Source organism: Streptomyces sp. P9-2B-2, from assembly GCF_030406865.1.
In the GTDB taxonomy this organism is placed as follows: Bacteria; Actinomycetota; Actinomycetes; order Streptomycetales; family Streptomycetaceae; genus Streptomyces; species Streptomyces platensis.
Map to the genome: position 1 here is coordinate 5,891,996 of NZ_CP129126.1, position 19,319 is coordinate 5,911,314.

General features: G+C 71.2%; 17 protein-coding genes. 9 read left to right on the plus strand and 8 right to left on the minus strand.

The window, feature by feature from the left end:
• Positions 1 to 445: 445 nt before the first annotated feature.
• The 4 genes from QT196_RS26055 to QT196_RS26070 form a co-directional block, all read right to left on the minus strand.
• Entirely contained in the window at positions 446 to 859 is a 414-nt protein-coding gene (locus QT196_RS26055; RefSeq protein WP_290355802.1) for a hypothetical protein, read from the minus strand.
• Positions 856 to 1,992 (minus strand): molybdopterin-dependent oxidoreductase, encoded by a 1,137-nt coding sequence (locus QT196_RS26060; protein WP_290355803.1) that lies wholly within the window; start codon positions 1,990 to 1,992, stop codon positions 856 to 858. Before QT196_RS26060 ends, QT196_RS26055 begins: the two co-directional genes overlap by 4 nt.
• A gap of 122 nt (positions 1,993 to 2,114) precedes the next feature.
• Entirely contained in the window at positions 2,115 to 3,629 is a 1,515-nt protein-coding gene (glpK, locus tag QT196_RS26065; protein ID WP_168481214.1) for a glycerol kinase GlpK, read from the minus strand.
• A 38-nt stretch (positions 3,630 to 3,667) separates the two neighbouring features.
• The gene (locus QT196_RS26070; protein WP_266733701.1) at positions 3,668 to 4,435 is read right to left on the minus strand and encodes an IclR family transcriptional regulator; all 768 of its coding nucleotides are present in this window, start codon (positions 4,433 to 4,435) and stop codon (positions 3,668 to 3,670) included.
• A gap of 162 nt (positions 4,436 to 4,597) precedes the next feature.
• Between QT196_RS26070 and QT196_RS26075 the strand changes: the two genes are divergently transcribed.
• The gene (locus QT196_RS26075) at positions 4,598 to 5,023 is read left to right on the plus strand and encodes an ATP-binding protein (protein WP_168481216.1); all 426 of its coding nucleotides are present in this window, start codon (positions 4,598 to 4,600) and stop codon (positions 5,021 to 5,023) included.
• A gap of 32 nt (positions 5,024 to 5,055) precedes the next feature.
• Here QT196_RS26075 and QT196_RS26080 read toward each other — a convergent pair whose 3' ends face one another.
• Positions 5,056 to 5,817 (minus strand): carbonic anhydrase, encoded by a 762-nt coding sequence (locus QT196_RS26080; protein ID WP_248001308.1) that lies wholly within the window; start codon positions 5,815 to 5,817, stop codon positions 5,056 to 5,058.
• Positions 5,818 to 6,117: 300 nt separating this feature from the next.
• On the opposite strand from QT196_RS26080, the gene QT196_RS26085 reads away from it, so the two are divergent.
• Both QT196_RS26085 and QT196_RS26090 read left to right on the plus strand, forming a co-directional pair.
• Entirely contained in the window at positions 6,118 to 7,188 is a 1,071-nt protein-coding gene (locus tag QT196_RS26085) for a methyltransferase domain-containing protein (RefSeq protein WP_290355804.1), read from the plus strand.
• Positions 7,189 to 7,310: 122 nt separating this feature from the next.
• Positions 7,311 to 8,255 carry an alpha/beta hydrolase gene (locus QT196_RS26090; RefSeq protein ID WP_290355805.1) on the plus strand — a complete coding sequence of 315 codons (945 nt, stop codon included), beginning with the start codon at positions 7,311 to 7,313 and terminating at the stop codon, positions 8,253 to 8,255.
• 3 nt (positions 8,256 to 8,258) lie between these two features.
• Here the strand turns inward: QT196_RS26090 and QT196_RS26095 are convergent, their stop codons facing one another.
• Entirely contained in the window at positions 8,259 to 9,008 is a 750-nt protein-coding gene (locus QT196_RS26095) for a PIG-L deacetylase family protein (protein ID WP_290355806.1), read from the minus strand.
• A gap of 333 nt (positions 9,009 to 9,341) precedes the next feature.
• Between QT196_RS26095 and QT196_RS26100 the strand changes: the two genes are divergently transcribed.
• The 6 genes from QT196_RS26100 (at position 9,342) to QT196_RS26125 (ending at position 16,487) form a co-directional block, all read left to right on the plus strand.
• Positions 9,342 to 10,094 carry a GntR family transcriptional regulator gene (locus tag QT196_RS26100; protein WP_168481220.1) on the plus strand — a complete coding sequence of 251 codons (753 nt, stop codon included), beginning with the start codon at positions 9,342 to 9,344 and terminating at the stop codon, positions 10,092 to 10,094.
• A 244-nt stretch (positions 10,095 to 10,338) separates the two neighbouring features.
• Positions 10,339 to 12,033, plus strand: a complete 1,695-nt coding sequence (locus QT196_RS26105; RefSeq protein ID WP_168481221.1) for an APC family permease — start codon at positions 10,339 to 10,341, stop codon at positions 12,031 to 12,033.
• Positions 12,034 to 12,274: 241 nt separating this feature from the next.
• Positions 12,275 to 12,454 carry an SPOR domain-containing protein gene (locus QT196_RS26110; protein ID WP_018089368.1) on the plus strand — a complete coding sequence of 60 codons (180 nt, stop codon included), beginning with the start codon at positions 12,275 to 12,277 and terminating at the stop codon, positions 12,452 to 12,454.
• Positions 12,455 to 12,505: 51 nt separating this feature from the next.
• Entirely contained in the window at positions 12,506 to 12,928 is a 423-nt protein-coding gene (locus tag QT196_RS26115; RefSeq protein ID WP_211117422.1) for a (deoxy)nucleoside triphosphate pyrophosphohydrolase, read from the plus strand.
• Between the two features lie 252 nt (positions 12,929 to 13,180).
• A complete protein-coding gene (locus tag QT196_RS26120; protein ID WP_266733694.1) occupies positions 13,181 to 13,642 on the plus strand; it encodes an ATP-binding protein in 462 nt (153 codons plus the stop codon).
• Positions 13,643 to 13,814: 172 nt separating this feature from the next.
• Positions 13,815 to 16,487 carry a SpoIIE family protein phosphatase gene (locus tag QT196_RS26125; RefSeq protein ID WP_248001657.1) on the plus strand — a complete coding sequence of 891 codons (2,673 nt, stop codon included), beginning with the start codon at positions 13,815 to 13,817 and terminating at the stop codon, positions 16,485 to 16,487.
• 70 nt (positions 16,488 to 16,557) lie between these two features.
• Here QT196_RS26125 and QT196_RS26130 read toward each other — a convergent pair whose 3' ends face one another.
• On the minus strand, positions 16,558 to 17,355 hold the full coding sequence (locus QT196_RS26130; RefSeq protein ID WP_168481223.1) for a succinate dehydrogenase/fumarate reductase iron-sulfur subunit: 798 nt from the start codon (positions 17,353 to 17,355) through the stop codon (positions 16,558 to 16,560).
• A complete protein-coding gene (locus tag QT196_RS26135) occupies positions 17,352 to 19,295 on the minus strand; it encodes a fumarate reductase/succinate dehydrogenase flavoprotein subunit (RefSeq protein ID WP_168481224.1) in 1,944 nt (647 codons plus the stop codon). The genes QT196_RS26130 and QT196_RS26135 overlap by 4 nt, the downstream gene beginning before the upstream one ends.
• Between the last annotated feature and the right edge of the window lie 24 nt (positions 19,296 to 19,319).

Genomic DNA, 19,319 nt, shown 5'->3' on the forward strand with positions numbered 1-19,319 from the left:
ACTCCGTCCACGGCTTCCTGGGAGGCCAGGTCGATGACCCTGCGCATCAGCAGTGAGCGTCACTCCAACGCCTGGTATCGCTCGTCCAGATCCTCGTTGAATGTGTCGATGCGGGAGAAGGCGTCCCGCAGCTCGGCGAGGTGCATTGGGTTTCGCGAGTGGCGGTCGAGAAGAGCGGCGAGACCGTAGAGGCAACCACTGACAATGACGGCGCAGCGTTGAGAACTCCGACACCGGCACGAACAACTCGTCGACGTCGGCCAGATCGTGCGTACCCCGGGGTCGAAAACGCTGATGGGGCTCGGCGTACGGCGAGCCGGCTGAAGCGACGGTCGCCTGTCTGCGGTGGGCGACATCGATACGGGACGGTGGTGCGCAGGTGCGCTTGTTCGACTGGTGTCTACTGGAGTCGTCGATCGGACCGGGCGCGGCCCCGGCGCCTGCCCTACGACGCCCCCCGCCGCCCGCGCCTGAACCACCGACCGGCCATGACGAGTGCCGTCACCGTCGCCACGGTCACCATCGCGAGCAGCCAGTTGCCCCAGTAATCCAGCGGCAGCACCGAGGAGTTGGCCCTCGGCCCCGGGCGGAGCAGCACCGGCAGGGCCACGATGGTCAGCGCGCCCGCGACCATCAGCGCGCCACGAACCGGCCCGCGCACACCACCGCGCACACGGCCGCGCACCAGCACCACTCCGACCAGCAGCACCAGCGGCGCGAGCAACCCGTCGTGCAGCACCACCGCTCCGCCCAACCAGAGGAGCACGCCGGTTACTTCACGGACGTCCAGCAGCAAGGAGGCCCCGACGCCCATGAGCGCCAATCCGGCCAGGCCCGCGAGGGCACGTGTCAGCTTCATGCCAGGACCTCCAGTCGCCCGACCCACTTGGTCTGGAGTACGCCGGGGCGGTTCGGGGCGATGAGCCGTGCCGGGTAGCCGTGGTCGGGGTCGAGTTCCGCGCCGTTGAGGCGCAGGGCGAGCAAGGTCAGCGGGTCGCGGGCGTGCTCCTGGCCCATCTCTGACACCCGGTAGCCGCCGCGCAGCTGCAACGACGTCACCCGCACCCGCGCGTGCGGCGGCGCGCCCGCCCGCTCCAGCAGGTCCACGACCCGCACCCCCGTCCAGTGCGCCGACTTGCTCCAGCCCTCCACACAGGCGATCGGCAGCTCCACCTCGTGCTGCGGCAGGGCGCGGAGTTCGTCCAGCGTCAGGGTGTACCGCTGCGGACCGTCCACCACCAGGCGGTACTCCTCGTCGGCGATCCGGCCGACGCCGGCCGCGGCAGCCGTCCGGTTGACGGGCAGGGCCTGTGGGCCCTGGTCCGGGTGGCGCGGTGCGAACAGGATGAGGTCCTTCAGCGGGGTGAAGGACTGGCCCACGGTGGTCAGCGTGACGGCCCCGACCGCGGCGCCCACCGCGGCCAGCAGGGACCGCCGGTCGGGCCCGTCTTGTACGGGCAGGGCGAGCGTCCCGGGCGACCGCCGGCTCCAGTGCGCCCGGATCTCCGGGGCCTTGACCGCGAGATGCAGCACCAGCGCCCCGGCGACCAGCCACGCCACGGCGTAGTGCACCGGCACGAACGAGAACGGCCACGGGTACCACTGGGCCGTGTTCAGCAGTCCCGTCGCCAGCTCGAAGACGGATCCGGCCACCAGCACCGCGATCGACAGCCGCTCCAGGGCGTGCTTGACCGACCGCAGTGGCGGCCAGGCGAACAGCCGTGGATATACGGCCCACAGCTTGGCCGGCAGCAACGGGATGGCCGCGATGCCGGAGGCGACGTGCAGGCCCTGGGTGAGCCGGTATCCCCACGACGGGCGGCTCGGGATGTGGTGGGCCAGCCAGTCCGGCGGATGCTGCATGAAGTGGCTGACCAGTCCGGTGAGGAAGCACACGGCGAACGCCGACCCCAGCCACCGGCCGATCGAGGTCGCCGTGCGGGCGTCATGGAGTCTGCCCTTGAACACCGGCGGAGAGAGACGCGATTTCATGCCTCCCATCACAGCCGCCGTAAGGGCGCCGTGGAATGGATCGCCTCCTTACGGAACAGGGACGTCGGCCGGCTGTGCCGGGGCGGCCACTCAGCGTGGCGAGGCTTCCTGGTGACGAGACGTCAGGGCGGGTCCGGTGACCGGATCCAGCCGAGCGCGCGCTCGACCGCCCGCTGCCAGTTCTCGTACTCCGACTCCCGCCGCTGGGGGTCCATGTCCGGCAGCCACTGGGCGGCCCGGTGCCAGTTGCGGCGCAGGACCTCCAGGTCGGGCCAGTAGCCGGCGGCGAGTCCTGCGGCGTACGCGGCGCCCAGGGAGACCGTCTCGACGGCCATGGGCCGCACCACGGGCACGTCGAGCACGTCGGCCAGGAACTGCATGAGGAGGTTGTCGGACGTCATGCCGCCGTCCACCTTGAGCACTTTCAGGGCGAGTGAGGAGTCGGCGTTCATGGCGTCGACCACCTCCCGGGTCTGCCAGCCGGTGGCCTCCAGTACGGCCCGGGCCAGGTGCTCCTTGGTGATGTACGAGGTGAGGCCGACGATGACCCCGCGGGCGTCGCTGCGCCAGTGCGGCGCGTACAGCCCGGAGAACGCCGGGACGATGTAGCAGCCGCCGTTGTCCTCGACGGCGCGCGCGAGCGTCTCGATCTCGGGGGCGGTGCTGATCAGCCCCAGCCGGTCGCGGAACCACTGGACCAGCGCGCCGGTGACGGCGATCGGGCCTTCGAGTGCGTAGACCGCGGGCTGGTCCTCGATCTTGTAGGCGACGGTGGTGAGCAGTCCGTGCCGGGACCGTACGAGGTCGGTGCCGGTGTTGAGCAGCAGGAAGCTGCCGGTTCCGTAGGTGCACTTCGCCTCGCCGGGAGCGAAGCAGGTCTGTCCGAACAGCGCCGCCTGCTGGTCACCGAGTGCCGCGGTGATACGGACACCCGGGAGCACGGAACGGGCGACTCCGTAGGTCTCGGCCGAGGAGCGGATCTCCGGGAGCATCGGGCGGGGGACCCCGAAGAACTCCAGCAACTCCTCGTCCCAGTCGAGCGTGCTGATGTTCATGAGCATGGTGCGGCTGGCGTTGGTCACGTCGGTGAGGTGCAGACCGCCGTCCGGCCCGCCGGTGAGGTTCCAGATCAGCCAGCTCTCCATCGTGCCGAACAGCACCTCGCCGTCCTCGGCGCGCTGCCGCAGCCCGTCGGCGTGGTCGAACAGCCAGCGGATCCGGGGGGCGGAGAAGTACGTGGAAGGGGACAGGCCGCAGCGCCGGAGGAAGAAGTCGTCCCCGGGCCGGCTTCTGAGGTCCTCGACCAGCGGGGCCGTACGGGTGTCCTGCCAGACGATCGCCCTGCCCAGCGGGGTGCCCGTACGCCGGTCCCACAGCACGGTCGTCTCGCGCTGGTTGGCGATCCCGATGGCGGCGACCTCATCGGGGCCGACCTCGGCGTCGGAGAGCGCCTGCGGCACCACGCGCCGCAGCGTGTGCCAGATCTCGACGGCGTCGTGCTCGACCCACCCGGGCCGGGGGAAGTGCTGCTGGTGCTCCCGCTGGGCGACCGACACCAGCCGCCCCTGGTGGTCGAACAGGATGCACCGGGTGGAGGTGGTGCCCTGGTCGATGGACATCACATACCGCTCAACCATGATCAGCCTTCCGTTGCGGGGCATGCGGGCGTCGGGGTCTACCAGCGGGCGGCCCCCAGGTCTCGGGAGATCGCCTGGGCGGCGTGGCGGACCTGGCTGACCAGGGCCGGCTGCGGGACCCCTTTGGCGTCGCAGATCCGCTCGACGGTGCCGGACGCGCCGATGGCGCCGACCACGAGGCCGCCGTGGCCCCGGATCGGCGCGGCGATACCGGCCTCGCCCATGGTCATCTCCTGTACTTCGGCGGCCCACCCGAGCTCCCGGACCTCGGTGAGCGCCCGGGTGAGGCCCTCCGGGGCGACCAGGGTGTGCCGGGTGTACGTCTCCAGCCCGGCTTCCACGGCCGGTTCCAGCGGCACGCTGCCGAAAGCCAGCAGCACCTTGCCGAGCGAGGAGGCGTGCAGGGGCAGCAGCGCGCCCACATCCAGGGTCTGGAGGGTGTCGTCGGGGCGGAAGACGTGGTGGACGATGAGCACCCGGCCCTCCAGGGGCGCGCCCAGCCGGACGGCCTCCCCGCTGCGGGCGGCCAGGGCGTCGGCCCAGTTGATGGAGCGCGACCGCAGCTCGTTGACGTCGAGGTAGCTGGTGCCCAGGTGCAGGAGTGCGGCCCCGAGGTGGTACTTCCCGGTCGCCGCGTCCTGCTCGACGAAGTCGACGTTCTGGAGGGTGCGCAGAATGCCGTGGGTGGTGCCCTTCGCCAGCCCGAGCGACGCGGCTACTTCACCCAGTCCGAGCCGACGGGGCCCACTGGCGAGCAGACGCAGAATCGCCGCCGCCCGTTCGATCGACTGGACCGGGCCGGCCATGAGGCAATCGTAGTCCCGCGGTCGGCATCTGCCGGGCGGGATAACCCCTCGGCGTCTGGCGTTCGGTAATGCCGACCACCGTTCATTGACCGCCTCCACCGTCCGCCATAGCGTCCTTCTCAAGCCCGGCGGCCAGCCGGCAGGGGCCTCGGAGGTGGAGGCATGACGGCACAGCTTGACGTGGTGGTTCCGGAGGCGGACGCACATGTCTGTCCGCTGCCGCACATCCCCGAGGCCGTCGCGGTCGTACGCCGAAGGGTGCGTACGGTCCTGGCCGACTGGAACCTGGCCCCGGACCTCGCCGAGGACGCGCTTCTCGTGATCTCGGAGCTGATCACCAACGCGGTCGTCCACGCCCTGCCGCCGGCGGTGCTGCGACTGTCACGGGTCGGGACCGGCGGGCGCAGTGCCCTGCGCGTCGAGGTGACCGACGCGGGGCCCGCGGCGGCGGACGGGCGGCCGGTCGCCGACCCCTGCCCGGGCGAGCACGGCCGCGGGCTCGACATCGTCACCGCCCTGGCGGACGAGTGCGGCACACGGGTCCACCCGGGCGGCATCACCTGGTGGGCGGAGCTCCTCGCGGCCTGAACCGGCGGGCCCCGGCAGTCCCGTGCGGCAGGTCAGGACGGCGCCCCCGACAGCACCTCCACCTTGCCGCTGTCGAGGGAGTAGTAGGCGCCGACCACGGCGAGAGTGCCCTTCTGTACGAGGGGGGCCAGGTCCTGGTTGGTGCGCAGGTTGGCGGCGGTCAGGGTGACTTGGTTGCGGGCCATGGTGTCGACGGGGTCGCTGCCGCCGCCCTCCCGGACCGTCTGTTCGTACGCGGGGCGCAGCGCGCGGGCGATCGCCTCCAGGTTGCCGGGCAGCGGCTCGCCCTCCTTGAGTGAGGTGTACGAGGCCTCGACGGCGCCGCAGCGCTGGTGGCCGAGGACCACGATGAGGGGGGTTCCGCTGGTCATCGGCCCGTACTCGACGGAACCCGTGACCACCGGGCCGACCGCCTCGCCGCCGGTGCGCATCACATAGAGGTCGCCCAGTCCGGTGTCGAAGAGGAGCTCCGGCGGCACCCGGGAGTCGATGCACGCGAGGACCGACCCGAAGGGCTTCTGCTTCTGGGCCACGAACTGGCGGCGGTCCGGGTCCCGGTCGGGGTGCTGGAGGTCGCCGTTCACCCAGCGCTGGTTGCCTTCCATCAGGCGGGTGAAGGCCGCTTCCGGGGTGGTGGGCCGGGTGGTGGGCTGCATGGTGGGCCGCGCCTGTGGCGAGGCGCCTCCCGCTGCCGGGGCGGTGCTCTTCGAGGAGCACCCCGTGAGTGCCGCCGTGGCGGCGAACAGTCCGCCGGCCAGCAGGGCTCTGCGGTCCGGCTGTCTCGCTCCGTCCATCGGTCGTTCCCCTCAGTCCGCTGAGACGCATGCATACGTCCTGGTCAGGCGCGATTGTTCAGGGCGGTGGGGGCGCTCGGCGGGAGGCGCAAGCGGGTGTGGCCCGCTGTGCCACCGACGGCCCACAGAACGGGCCCGGTCGGCGGCGGCCCGGCCGGTCTCCCGAGGTGGCGACCGGCCTCCCGGCGTAGCATCGAAAAATAGGCAAAGGGGAGATAAAGCGAACGAACCCGGCGGGTGGCCGGTGGTGGTGCGAGGGGCCGCGTCGGGCCGTTCTCCGGGCGCCGGGAGGAGAGGGCGATGACGGAACGGTCTCAGGACCCGGTGCGGCAGGAGGAGTTCGCGGCGCGCATGCTCCGGCTGCTCAACGACGCCTGTCTGGGGCATCTGTGCAGTCTCGGCCACCGGGCCGGGCTGTTCGATGTGATGGCCGGTCTGCCGCCGGCGACCAGTGCGCGGATCGCTGAGGCGGCCGGGCTCGACGAACGCTATGTCCGGGAGTGGCTGGGCGGGATGACGGTCGGCGGCATCGTCGAGTACGCCCCCGAGGACGGCGGCTACCGGCTCCCGCCCGCGCATGCGGCCGCGCTGACCAGGGACGCGGGCCCGGACAACATGGCCGCCTTCACGCAGTACTTGGCGATGATGGGCGAGGTCGAGGACGAGATCTTGGCGGCGTTCCGGGCCGGCGGCGGGGTGCCGTACGCGTCCTATCCGCACTTCCAGGACCTCCAGGCCGAGGAGACGGCGCGGGTGTACGACGCCTCGCTGGTCGACACCATCGTGCCGCTGGTACCGGGCCTCACCGAGCGGCTGCGCGACGGCATCGACGCCCTGGACATCGGCACCGGCCAGGGCCACGCCGTCAATCTGCTGGCCCGCGCCTTCCCCCGCAGCCGGTTCGTGGGGATGGACATCTCCGAGGCGGGCATCGGCGAAGCCTGCGCGGAGGCGGCACGCTGGGAACTGGACAACGCCCGCTTCGAGGTGGCCGATACGGCCGAACTGACCGGCTCCTACGACCTGATCACCGCCTTCGACGTGATCCATGACCTGGCCCGTCCGGCGCGCACCCTCACGGCCGTCGCGAACGGGCTGCGGGCCGACGGGGTCTTCCTGATGGGCGATATCGCGGCCTCCAGCGACCTGTCCGAGAACGTCGGCCATCCACTGGGCCCCACCCTCTACGCCCTGTCGGTCTTCTACTGCATGACCGTGTCCCTCGCGGAGGGCGGCGCCGGACTCGGGACCGTCTGGGGCCGGCAGACCGCGCTGCGAATGCTGCGCGAGGCGGGCTTCGGCGAGGTCGGGACGCGGGAGGTGCCGGGCGACATCCTGAACGTCTACTACGTGGCCCGGAAGGGGCGGTGAGCGGACGGCTGGCAACGGGCCGGTGGCAAAAGGGGGTTGATTCATTCTGACCCGGATCGGGCGGCCGGCGCATCCTTTTTGCGGATGATCTTGGAGCTTCTTTGCGGCCCTAGCGTGAGGGCATGACGACGAGCGCGGGCGAGGATCTGGTGTGTGTGGCGGCCGACGGCGTGGAGCTGGCCGTGCGGGATCACGGTGGGGACGGCGCCCCGGTGCTGTTGCTGCACGGTGCGGGGCGGACGCTGGCGGACTGGGCGCGGGTGGCCCCGCTGCTGGCCGAGCGGCACCGGGTGTGGGCGATGGATCTGCGGGGGCACGGGCGGTCGGGGGACGGCGCGGTGCCGTGGACCTTCGAGGTGGCCGCCGACGATGTGACGGCGGTGCTGGCGGCGTGCGGGGCGCCGGGCGCCGTAGTGGTGGGGCATTCGCTGGGCGGGATGATCGCCGCACGCTGCCTGGAGCGGGACCGGGGCGTGCCGGCGGCGGTGAACCTCGACGGGCACGGGATGGGGCGTCCTGAGCAGTACGTGGGACTGGACGCCGCCTATGTGCGGGAACGGCTCGGGGAGGCAAGGAAGTTCGCGGATGAGGCCGGCGGACGGCCCTTTCCTCCTGAGGCGTTGGATGCGGTCCTCGGCTATCAGAGCGACATGGCCGCGGAGTTGGGGATTCCGGCGGAGCTTATGGCCGCGAGCGTACGGCGGTCCCTGGGGGAGACGGCGGACGGGCAGCTCTTCCTGCGGCCGGGGCGGCAGCGGGCGCTGGAGACGCAGGAGGCGATGGCCGGCATCGATCTGTTCGCGCTGTACCGGAGGGTGACCCGGCCGCTGCTGATCGCCCGTTCGCTGCGCTCCAACCCGTCGGTGCCGGGCATGCCGCCGTGGGTCGACGAGTTGATGGCGGCCTATGTGCGGGGGCTGGCCCGCGACCTGGCCGAACTGGCGCGGACCCGGCCGCAGGTGACCGTCGCCGGTGTGGACGGCACGCACGCGATGCTGCTGGAACGGCCAGAGGAGGTCGCGGGGCTGGTGTCCGGGTTCGTGGGCGGGCTTCCCGGGAGGCCGTGAAACTCAGCGGGGGAAGACCTGGAAGAGGGTGGCGGGGCGGCCCCGGTAGCGTTCGCCGCCGTTGCGCAGCGTCTGTTCGATGAAGCTGCGGGCGTACGCGCGGGGGTCCTGCTGGGAGCCGCCCAGGCCCCTGATGTAGGTGCTGTGGGCCGCCAGCGAGTCGACCGCGCGGTCGATGCCGGGGCCGACCTCGGCGGCGTGCGTGGGGTGCGGGGAGCCCGCCACGGCCACCCAGCGCACGCCGTTCCAGGGCGCCAGGCCCTGGTCGCCGGTGAGCTCGGGGAAGATCCAGCGGTTGCCGGCGTCGCCCGCCGCGTCCAGGACGGCGCGCCCCACCACCCGGTGGTCCGCGCTGTTCCACTGGACGCCGCCCCAGGTGTCGTGGTGGTTGAGGGTGACCAGGAGCTCCGGGCGGTGGCGGCGGATGGCCGCGGCCAGATCGCGGCGCAGCGCCGGGCCGGCCTCGATGACCCCGTCGTGGTGGCGGTCGAGGAACTCGACGGTGTGGACGCCGACGAGCGTGGCACCGGCCCGCTGCTCGGTCTCGCGGACCGCGGCGCACTCGGCGGGTGCGAGCCCGTCGATACCGGCCTCGCCGCGGGTGACCAGGAGGTAGCTGACCTGCCGCCCGGCGTCGGTCCATTCGGCGATGGCGGCCGCGGCGCCGTATTCGAGGTCGTCCGGGTGGGCGACGACGGCGAGCGCCCGCTGCCAGTCCCGGGGCATGGGGGAGAGGTGGGGTTCGGCGGGCATGAGGTCCCTTCCTTCCCGTCCTGAGGCCGCGTTCCGCGTTCCCGGTGCGGCGTCTTCGTGCCGGGCCGTGCCGTGTTCGGTATGCCGTTTCGGACGTGTCCTTCGAACGTGGTCCCGTTTCGATCGTGACATCTATGGGTGACGTCCACCCGGGTGGAAAGAACCCGTGGGGTGGCGCGGGGTGGGGATCCGGGGCCCGGTGGACGCTGATCTCGCCTCATACACGTGCTGAGCTGGGTTTCATCACATCAGGTGAACATCTGGCCCAAGGTTGCGGTCGGCGACACGCGGTTGCCACGCTGTTGCTGACTGTCAAGCTGTTGGGAGGGGCATGTGCCTTTCGGTGAGCAGCCCGCGTACCTCCGCGTCGCCGGCGACCTGCGCCAGAAGATCGTCGATGGGGTGCTGCCACCGCACACCCGTCTTCCCTCCCAGGCGCGCATCCGCGAGGAGTACGGGGTCTCGGACACCGTCGCCCTGGAGGCGCGCAAGGTTCTGATGGCCGAGGGGCTGGTCGAGGGCCGCTCGGGGTCGGGGACCTATGTGCGCGAACAGCCCGTCCCGCGCCGGATCGCCCGCGTCGGCTTCCAATCGGCGGGTGGCTGTACGCCCTTCCGGCAGGAGCAGACGGACGAGCGGGTGCGCGGCACCTGGGAGTCCAGCAGCGAGCAGGAGGCGGCCGGTTCGGTGGTCGCGGCCCGGCTGCGCATCCCGCACGGGGCCAAGGTGATGCGCACCCGCTATGTCTTCCGGGCGGAGGGCGAGCCGTCGATGCTCTCGACCTCGTGGGAGCCCCTGGAGGTGACCGGGCGGACGCCGGTGATGCTGCCGGAGGAGGGGCCGCTGGCGGGCCGCGGGGTGGTCGAACGGATGGCGGCCATCGATGTGGTGGTGGACAACGTCGTCGAGGAGGTCGGTGCGCGGCCGTCGCTGGCGGAGGAGGCGATGACGCTGGGCGGGGTCCCGGGGCATGCGGTGCTGGTCGTCTCGCGGACGTATTTCGCGGGGGGCCGGCCGGTCGAGACGGCCGATGTGGTCACCCTCGCGGACCGCTATCGGGTCGCCTATCACTTGCCTGTGAAGTAGATGGTGTGTTGGTTCGGTGCCCTGTGTGTGTCGCCTAGACGCCCACAGCGCGCCTTTGGTTCTCAGGTTGGTGACCCATTTTGACCACTTTGTTGGTAAATGTCGCCCCCAACCCGGTGTGGGATACCCCACAGACGCTCAACTGGGCGGGATTTTTGCCCGGGTGGGGGAAGTCGACCCTGCGATTCGCTCTTACGATGGCGAAGTTTGTGCACGGCACGGGGGAAGACCAGGAGACCAGCACGTGAGCACGACGAAGACCCCGAGTGCGGAGCAGGGCGCGCACTCGAACTACCGTCGGTCCCTCGGGACCATCGCCCTGACCGCCACTGGTCTCGGGTCCATCATCGGTTCCGGCTGGCTCTTCGGAGCCGAGCGGGCCGCCGCCATCGCCGGCCCTGCCGCGATCCTCGCCTGGATCATCGGAGCGGTGGTCGCTCTGACGATCGCCCTCACCTACACCGAGCTCGGCTCGATGTTCCCCAAGGCCGGCGGCATGGTCCGCTACGGCCAGTACTCCCACGGCTCACTCGCCGGCTACCTCGCGGCCTGGGCCAACTGGATCGCGATCGTCTCGGTCATCCCGGGTGAGGCCACCGCCTCGGTCCAGTACATGAGTTCCTGGGACTTCGGCTGGGCGCAGGCGCTGTACGACGGCAAGGAGCTGACCGGCACCGGTGTCGGGCTCGCCAGCGTGCTGCTGATCTTCTACTTCTTCCTCAACTGGTTCGCGATCTCGCTGTTCGCGAAGACCAACACCGCGATCACGGTCTTCAAGGTCGTCGTCCCGGCCATGACCGCGGGCGCGCTGATGCTGGCGCACTTCGACACCGGCAACATCGTTCACCACGGTGGCTTCACGCCCAACGGCTGGAGCTCGGTCTTCACCGCCGTCGCCGTCTCCGGCATCGTCTGGGCCTACAACGGCTTCCAGTCCCCGCTGAACCTCGCCGCCGAGGCCCGTAACCCCGGCCGGTCGCTGCCCAAGGCCGTGATCTGGTCGATCGTGATCGCGCTGGTCATCTATGTCGCGCTCCAGGTCGCGTTCCTGATGGCGGTACCCGGCGACAAGCTGACCGCCGGCGGCGGCTGGGCCGGACTCGGCTTCAACTCGCCGCTCGCCGACCTCGCCATCGCCTGGGGCCTGAACTGGCTGGCGCTGCTGCTGTACGCGGACGCCTTTGTCTCGCCGTCCGGCACCGGCATGATCTACGCGGCCACCACCTCGCGCATGATCCACGGTGTGCAGGAGAACGGTCATCTGCCGGGCATCTTCGGCAAGGTGGACAAGAAGACCGGTGTGCCGCGCCCCGCGCTGCTGCTCAACCTCGTGATCGCCTTCCTGTTCCTCGCCGTCTTCCGCGGCTGGGGCTCGCTCGCCGAGATCGTCTCGGTGGCCACGGTCATCTCGTACATCACCGGCCCGGTCGCGGTGATGTCGCTGCGCCGCGTCTCGCCGGACCTCAAGCGCCCGGTGAAGCTGAAGGCGATGCCGGTGATCGCGCCGATCGCGATGATCTTCGGCTCGTTGGTCCTCTACTGGGGCCGCTGGCCGCTCACCGGCAAGGTCATCCTGATCATGGCCGTCGGACTCCCGGTCTGGGCCTGGTACGAGATCGGCAAGCCGCTGACCCAGGGCCGCAAGCCGTGGGCCGCACTGCGCCCGCATCTGAAGGCCGGCGCCTGGATGGTGGCGTATCTGCTGGTCATGGCCGCCGTCTCGTACATGGGCGGCAAGGAGTTCGGCGGTAAGGGCTATCTGCCCGAGGGCTGGGACCTCGTCCTGGTCGCCCTGATCGGACTCGCCTTCTACTACTGGGGCGTGCGCAGCTCCTGGCGCAACCCGACGCTGATCCAGGCCGAGGCCGAGATCCAGGCGGCGGAAGAGGCCGAAGCGGCCGAGGAGACCGAAGGGGTCAAGGCCTCCGTCGGGGCCTGAGCCCCGCTCCCGCGCCGTCGGCGCCGATACGTCTGCCCGAGTCACTCGGGCCCCACCGGCCACTCGCAGGCCGCTTCCGGTTCGCCGGGGCCCGCGGGTGGCCGGTTCGGTACCTCTTTGTGTAAATCCATATCCGCTGAGTGAAGGTCGGGCGTAGGCTCGGGCATATGCGGATTGCGATTTCGGCATCAGCAGACCAGGAGCGCGTGACGGCGCGCTATCCGGCGGACGGAGGGGCGCAATGACTGAGGGTGGAGCCGTGCTCCCCTGGCTCGTCATCCGCCAGGACGAAGGGGGCAACCGCTATCGCGTAGGGCGGTATGCCACCCGGGCGGAGGCGGAGCGGGTGGCCGACCGGCTCGAGACGCGCGGCCGCCAGCAGCTCTACGTGGTCGAGAAGGCCGACCGCGCGGCGACCTGAGAGGCGACGGGCGGGAAGCGGGACCAGAGCGGGGCACGTAGGCTGCCGCGCATGACGACCGTGCGCGTAGTGGTGGGCGGAGCGGTGTGCGAGCGCGGGCGGCTGCTGGCCGCCCGGCGCAGCGCACCGCCCGCGCTGGCCGGCCGCTGGGAGCTGCCCGGCGGCAAGGTGGAGGACGACGAGACACCCGAGCAGGCGCTGGAGCGTGAGCTGCGCGAGGAGCTGGGTGTCGAGGCCGCGGCCCTGGAGCGGATTCCGGGCGAGTGGATACTGCGCCCCGGCTATGTCCTTCAGGTGTGGACGGCCCGGCTGCTGTCCGGGGAGCCGCGGCCGCTCCAGGACCATGACGAGCTGCGCTGGCTGCTGCCCGGCGAGGAGAACCAGGTCGACTGGCTGGACCAGGACCGCCCGGCGGTCGCCGAGGCGATGCGCCGACTGGCGGCCCCGGCCGGCGCGACCGGCGTACGGCGGTAACGAGCCCCAGTCGGCCGCACCCTGCCCGAACGCGCCCGCGTCCCGCCCACGCCTGCCTGCGTCCTGCCCGCGCGCACCCGGCCCTGCCCGTATCCGGCCTCCCCGCACCCAGAACCACCAGCCCCCCGCCGCAATATGTTTCATTTGTGCCACAGTGCACCGCCGTAGGCGATATGCGGGGCGGGATACCGGGTATGTCCAGATTGACCCCATCGACGCAGACAAGACGACGGGGAGTCATCGTGCTGGGATGTGATCGGCGTGAGCGACAGCGCAGCGGCAGGGGTCCCTGAGCCCGGCTCCGGCAGCGCTCGCAGGCGCACCAAGGCCGCCGGTTCCGCCACCGCTGAATGGAGCTTTCCGGCCGACCCCGGTGCGGTGCGCACCGCCCGCACGGCCGTCCGGCGGGTCATGGACGACTGGGGCCTGAACGGCGCCGCCGATATGGCCGTACTACTCGTCAGCGAGCTCGTCACCAACTCCCTGCGCCATGCCAGCGGGCCGATCGGGGTCCGTATGGTGCTGCTCAGCTCCGACGGGCTGCTGGTCGAGGTCTCCGATCCGCTGCCCGACCCGCCGCTGGAGCGTGACGCCGCTCCCGACGACGAGGGAGGCCGTGGATTGCAGCTGGTCGCGTGCAGTTCGCGACGGTGGGGGACCCGGCGCGGAAAGAGCGGTAAGACAGTGTGGTTCGAGCTGTCGGTGGCTGGTTAGGAGACAGATGAAAGTCCTGATCGTTGCCATTCCATCGACATTTTGTCGACGGGCTGCGATCGAGACTGTGCTGTGATCGTGAAGACCGTGTTCCGGATAGCCGGGGTATTGGATACTCGAGCTGGTCCGGTCCGGGCACGATGAGCTGGAGGGGACGGGGCTCGTGAGCAACATGTCATCTGGCGGGGCAGAACCCGCGCAGGCCGAAGGTCAGGGCGGTGCGGACAGCCCCGGCGACCCAGGTGGCCGTCCGCCCCTGCGCGCACTGCAAGGTCCGCCCGTATGGCAGAGCAGCCGGCCCGGATCGATCTACGACTACATCCGGGTGGCCTCCTTCTCGCTCGGCCCCGACGGGCGGATCGAGCAGTGGAGCGAGCGCGCGGAGCAGATGCTCGGCATCCCCGCCCGTTACGCGCTCGGCAAGGACCCCGTCGAGGCGTTCGTCCCCCGGGAGTTGCGGGAGACCGGGCACCGCAAGGTGTCCGAGATACTCGACGGCCGGGAGTGGACCGGCCTGGTGCCCTACCGCAGGGAAGTGAACGGCACGGCCGACGGCCTCGCCGAGATCTATGTGATGCCGTCCCGCAACGAGGACGGTGAACGCGCCGCGGTCTGTCTGGTCGTCGATGTCCGGGCGCTGCGCGGCATCGAAACCGACCTCGCCGCCTCGCAGGCCGTTTTCGGTCAATCTCCCATGGGCTTCACCCTGTTCGGCACGGACCTGAAGCTGCTGCGGGTCAACGAGCGGTTCGCCTCGGTCTTCGGCGGCCCCGCCAGCAAGTACCGCGGCTGCGGGCCGCACGACTTCCTGCCGCGGTCCGAGGCCGAGCGGATGACCGCCGCGCTGCACCGCGTCCTGGACACCGGCGAGCCGGTCGCCGAGATGCAGCTGGTCGGCCTGCCGTCCAACGACGAGGAGCACCGCCGCTGGTCGGTGTCGCTCTACCGCCTGCACGGCGCCAGCGGCCGCCCCATCGGGGTCGCGGCGCTCGCCGCCGATGTCACCGGCCGGCGCCGGGCCGAGCGCGATGCCGCCAACGCCCGCCGCAACCTCGCCCTGCTCAACGAGGCCGGCGCCCGGATAGGCAACTCCCTCGACCTGGAGACCACCGCCCGCACACTGCTGGACGTCGCCGTCCCGCAGTTCTGCGATCTGGCCTCGGTGGACCTCTATCAGGGCCTGCTGGCCGGTGACGAGGCCCCGCCCGGCACCAGCGACGGCAGCGCCGAGCTGCGCCGGGTCGCCTTCGCCAGCGCCGTCTCGGACGCCCCGCTCGCCACCGCCCCCGGTGTCCTCGGCGACACACCCGGCCCGGTCGCGGTCGGCGCGGTCCACCGCTACCCCTTCAACTCCCCCTGCGCGGGCGCCCTGCGTACCGCCCAGGCACAGATCATCCCGGCCCGGGAGAGCGACGAAGGCCCCGAGCTGGGCGCGGTGGTGCACTCCACCCTCGCCGTGCCGATGGTCGCCAGGGACACCGTCGTCGGGCTGGTGCAGTTCTCCCGTACGAAGGGCAGCGAGCCGTTCGGGGAGCGTGACACCGCGCTCGCCGTCGAGCTGGCCGCGCGCGCCGCGGTCTGTATCGACAACGCCCGCCTCTACCGCCGGGAGCACGAACGCGCGCTGATATTGCAGCGCAGTCTGCTGCCGCCCGGCGACCCGGAGGCGGCCGGCCTGGACATCGCCTGCCGCTATCTGCCCGGCACCACCGCCACCGAGGTCGGCGGCGACTGGTTCGATGTCATCGAACTCCCCGGCCACCGCACGGCCCTGGTCGTCGGCGACGTCATGGGGCGCGGACTGCGCGCCGCCGTGGCCATGGGCGAACTGCGCACCGCCGTCCGCACGCTGGCGCTGCTGGACCTGGAACCGGCCGAGGTGCTCTCGGCACTGGACGAGATCGCCCGCGGGCTCGGCGGCGACGGCGACGGCCGGTCCCAGTCCCGGTCCGCCCGCGGCCGGTCCGGAACCGCCGACGCCGCGCCGGAGACGGGGCGCTCGGCCCGTACCGCCGACCTCTCCGAGGTCTACCTCGCCACCTGTGTCTACGCCGTCTACGACCCGGTCACCCGGCGCTGTACGTTCGCCAACGCCGGGCATCTGCCGCCGGTCCTGGTCGAGGACGGGGAGGACGCGCTGCTGCTCGACGTCCCCCCGGGGATGCCGCTGGGCGTCGGAGGAGAACCGTTCGAGGAGATCGAGGTCGAGCTGCCGGACGGCGCGCTGCTGGCGCTCTACACCGACGGCCTCGTGGAGTCCCGCCACCATCCGCTGGACGAGGGGCTGCGGGCGTTCCGTACGGCCCTCTCGGGCGCCGACCGCCCGCTGGAGGACGCCTGCGACCACGTCCTGAACGCCCTGGACACCTCGCACGGCGAGGACGACATCGCACTGCTGATGGCGCGGGTGCAGGGGCTGCCCAAGGACGCGGTGGGCGACTGGAATCTGGCGCCGGAGGCCCGTTCGGTGGCCCGCGCCCGGGAACTGGCCCGCGAGCAGCTCGTGGACTGGGGCCTTCAGGACCTGGTCGACACCACGGAGCTGCTGGTCAGCGAGCTGGTGACCAACGCACTGCGGCACGGCCACGGCGAGATCCGGCTGCGGCTGCTGCTGGACCGCTCGCTGGTCTGCGAGGTCTGGGACGCCGATCTCGCCCAGCCGCGCCGCCGCCGGGCCCGCGACACCGACGAGGGCGGCCGCGGACTCCAGCTGGTCGGTCTGCTGAGCGAGGGCTGGGGCAGCCGCCGCACCCCGCGCGGCAAGACCGTGTGGTTCGAACTCGCCCTGCCCGACGGGGAGTCGGCGGCGGTGGATCCGGCGGAGGCCCTGCTGAGCCTGTTCTGAGCAACGGGCGGCGGACGCGGCGCGGGGGCCGGGTATGACACCCGGCCCCCGCGCCACGTCCGTCACCGGATCATTCGCTACGGCGCCGGATCTTGTTCCCGAGCCACACCAGCGGGTCGTACTTACGGTCCGCGGCGCGCTCCTTCAGCGGGATCAGCGCATTGTCGGTGATCTTGATGTTCTCGGGGCAGACCTCGGTACAGCACTTGGTGATGTTGCAGTAGCCCAGCCCGTGCTCGTCCTGCGCGGTGGCCTTGCGGTCGAGCCCCGCCTCCGGCGCCGCGTCCAGCGGATGCATATCGAGCTCGGCGATCCGCATCAGGAAGCGCGGACCGGCGAACGCCGCCTTGTTCTCCTCGTGGTCCCGCACCACATGGCAGGTGTCCTGGCACAGGAAGCACTCGATGCACTTACGGAACTCCTGGGAGCGGCCGACGTCCTCCTGCTGCATGCGGTACTCACCGGGCGCCAGCTCCGGAGGCGGCACGAACGACGGGATCTCCCGGGCCTTGGCGTAGTTGAAGGACACATCGGTGACCAGGTCACGCACGACCGGGAAGGCCCGCAGCGGGGTGATCGTGAGGGTCTCCGTACGCGCGAAGACCGACATCCGGGTCATACACATCAGCCGCGGCCGCCCGTTGATCTCCGCGCTGCACGAACCGCACTTGCCCGCCTTGCAGTTCCAGCGCACCGCGAGATCCGGCGCCTGGGTCGCCTGGAGCCGGTGCACGATGTCCAGCACCACCTCGCCCTCGTGCACCTCGACGGTGAAATCCGCCAGCTCCCCGGCGTCCGCGTCGCCCCGCCACACCCGGAAGTGCGCCTGGTAGGTCCCGGACTGCTGCTCTGTCTGCGCCTGGCTCACCGGCTCAGCTCCTCGTCGGTCAGATACTTCGCCAGCTCGTCCTTCTCGAACAGTTCCAGCAGATCGCGGCGGATCGGCGGGTTCTCCCGGCGGGACAGCCGGATCTGGCCCAGCGCCGGGTCGGCGGCCCGGGAATCGCCCTGCGGATCGGCGAGTTCACAGACCAGGTTGATCTGGCGCCAGAGCCGGTCCATCGCCGGATGGTCGTCGCGGGTGTGCCCGCCCCGGCTCTCCTCGCGCTCCAGCGCCGCCCGCGCCACACACTCGCTGACCAGCAGCATGTTCCGCAGATCGAGCGACAGATGCCAGCCCGGGTTGTACTGCCGGTGCCCCTCGACGCCGGCCCGCCGGGCCCGTACCCGCAGATCGGCCAGCCGCTTGAGCGCCTCGAACATCTCGCTCTCCTTGCGGATGATGCCGACCAGGTCGTTCATCGCCTGCTGGAGCTCCTGGTGCAGGGTGTACGGGTTCTCCGCCGGGACCCGGCCGGCGTCCGCGCCGTCCCCGGTGTCCTCGGCGCTGAACGGGCGCAGCGCCTCCGCCTCCGCCGCGTCGATCTGGAGGGGGTCGGGCACCGGCCGGTCGGCCTGCGACGCCGCGTACTCGGCCGCGTGCAGCCCGGCCCGGCGGCCGAAGACCAGCAGATCGGACAGCGAGTTGCCGCCCAGCCGGTTGGAGCCGTGCATCCCGCCGGCCACCTCACCGGCCGCGAACAGCCCCGGCACCCCGGTCGCCGCCGCGGTGTCCGGATCGACGTCCACCCCGCCCATCACGTAGTGACAGGTCGGGCCGACCTCCATCGGTTCGGCGGTGATGTCCACATCCGCCAGTTCCTTGAACTGGTGGTGCATGGACGGCAGCCGGCGTTTGATCACCTCGGCCGGCATCCGGGTGGAGACATCCAGATAGACGCCGCCGTGCGGGGAGCCGCGGCCCGCCTTGACCTCGGAGTTGATGGCCCGCGCCACCTCGTCGCGGGGCAGCAGCTCGGGCGGGCGGCGGTTGTGCTCGGGGTCCTCGTACCAGCGGTCGCCCTCGTCCTCGGTCTCCGCGTACTTCTCCTTGAAGACGTCCGGGACGTAGTCGAACATGAAGCGCTTGCCCTCGCTGTTGCGCAGCACCCCGCCGTCGCCGCGGACGGACTCGGTGACGAGGATGCCCTTCACCGACGGCGGCCAGACCATGCCGGTCGGGTGGAACTGCACGAACTCCATGTTGATCAGCGGCGCCCCGGCCAGCAGCGCCAGCGCGTGGCCGTCGCCGGTGTACTCCCAGGAGTTCGAGGTCACCTTGAAGGACTTGCCGATACCGCCGGTGGCCAGCACCACCGCCGGGGCCTCCAGCACGAAGAAGCGGCCGGACTCCCGCTCGTAGCAGAACGCGCCGGACACCCGGCCGTCTGTCTTGAGGACGCGGGTGACCGTGCACTCCTGGAAGACCTTCAACCGGGCGTCGTGCGCGCCGAATTCCTTCTCGTCCTCCTGCTGGAGCGAGACGATCTTCTGCTGGAGGGTGCGGATCAGCTCCAGGCCCGTACGGTCGCCGACATGCGCCAGCCGCGGGTACTCGTGGCCGCCGAAGTTGCGCTGGGAGATCCGGCCGTCGGCGGTGCGGTCGAAGAGCGCGCCCCAGGTCTCCAGCTCCCACACCCGGTCGGGCGCCTCCCGGGCGTGCAGCTCGGCCATCCGCCACTGGTTGAGGAATTTGCCGCCGCGCATGGTGTCCCGGAAGTGGACCTGCCAGTTGTCATGCTCGTTGGCGTTGCCCATGCTGGCCGCGATACCGCCCTCGGCCATCACCGTATGGGCCTTGCCGAACAGGGACTTGCAGATCACGGCCGTCCGCATACCGGCTTCGCGGGCCTCGATCGCGGCCCGCAGTCCGGCGCCGCCGGCGCCCACCACGACCACGTCCCATGCCTGCCGGTCCACATGCGCCATCAGGGGGCACACCTTTCCTTAGGA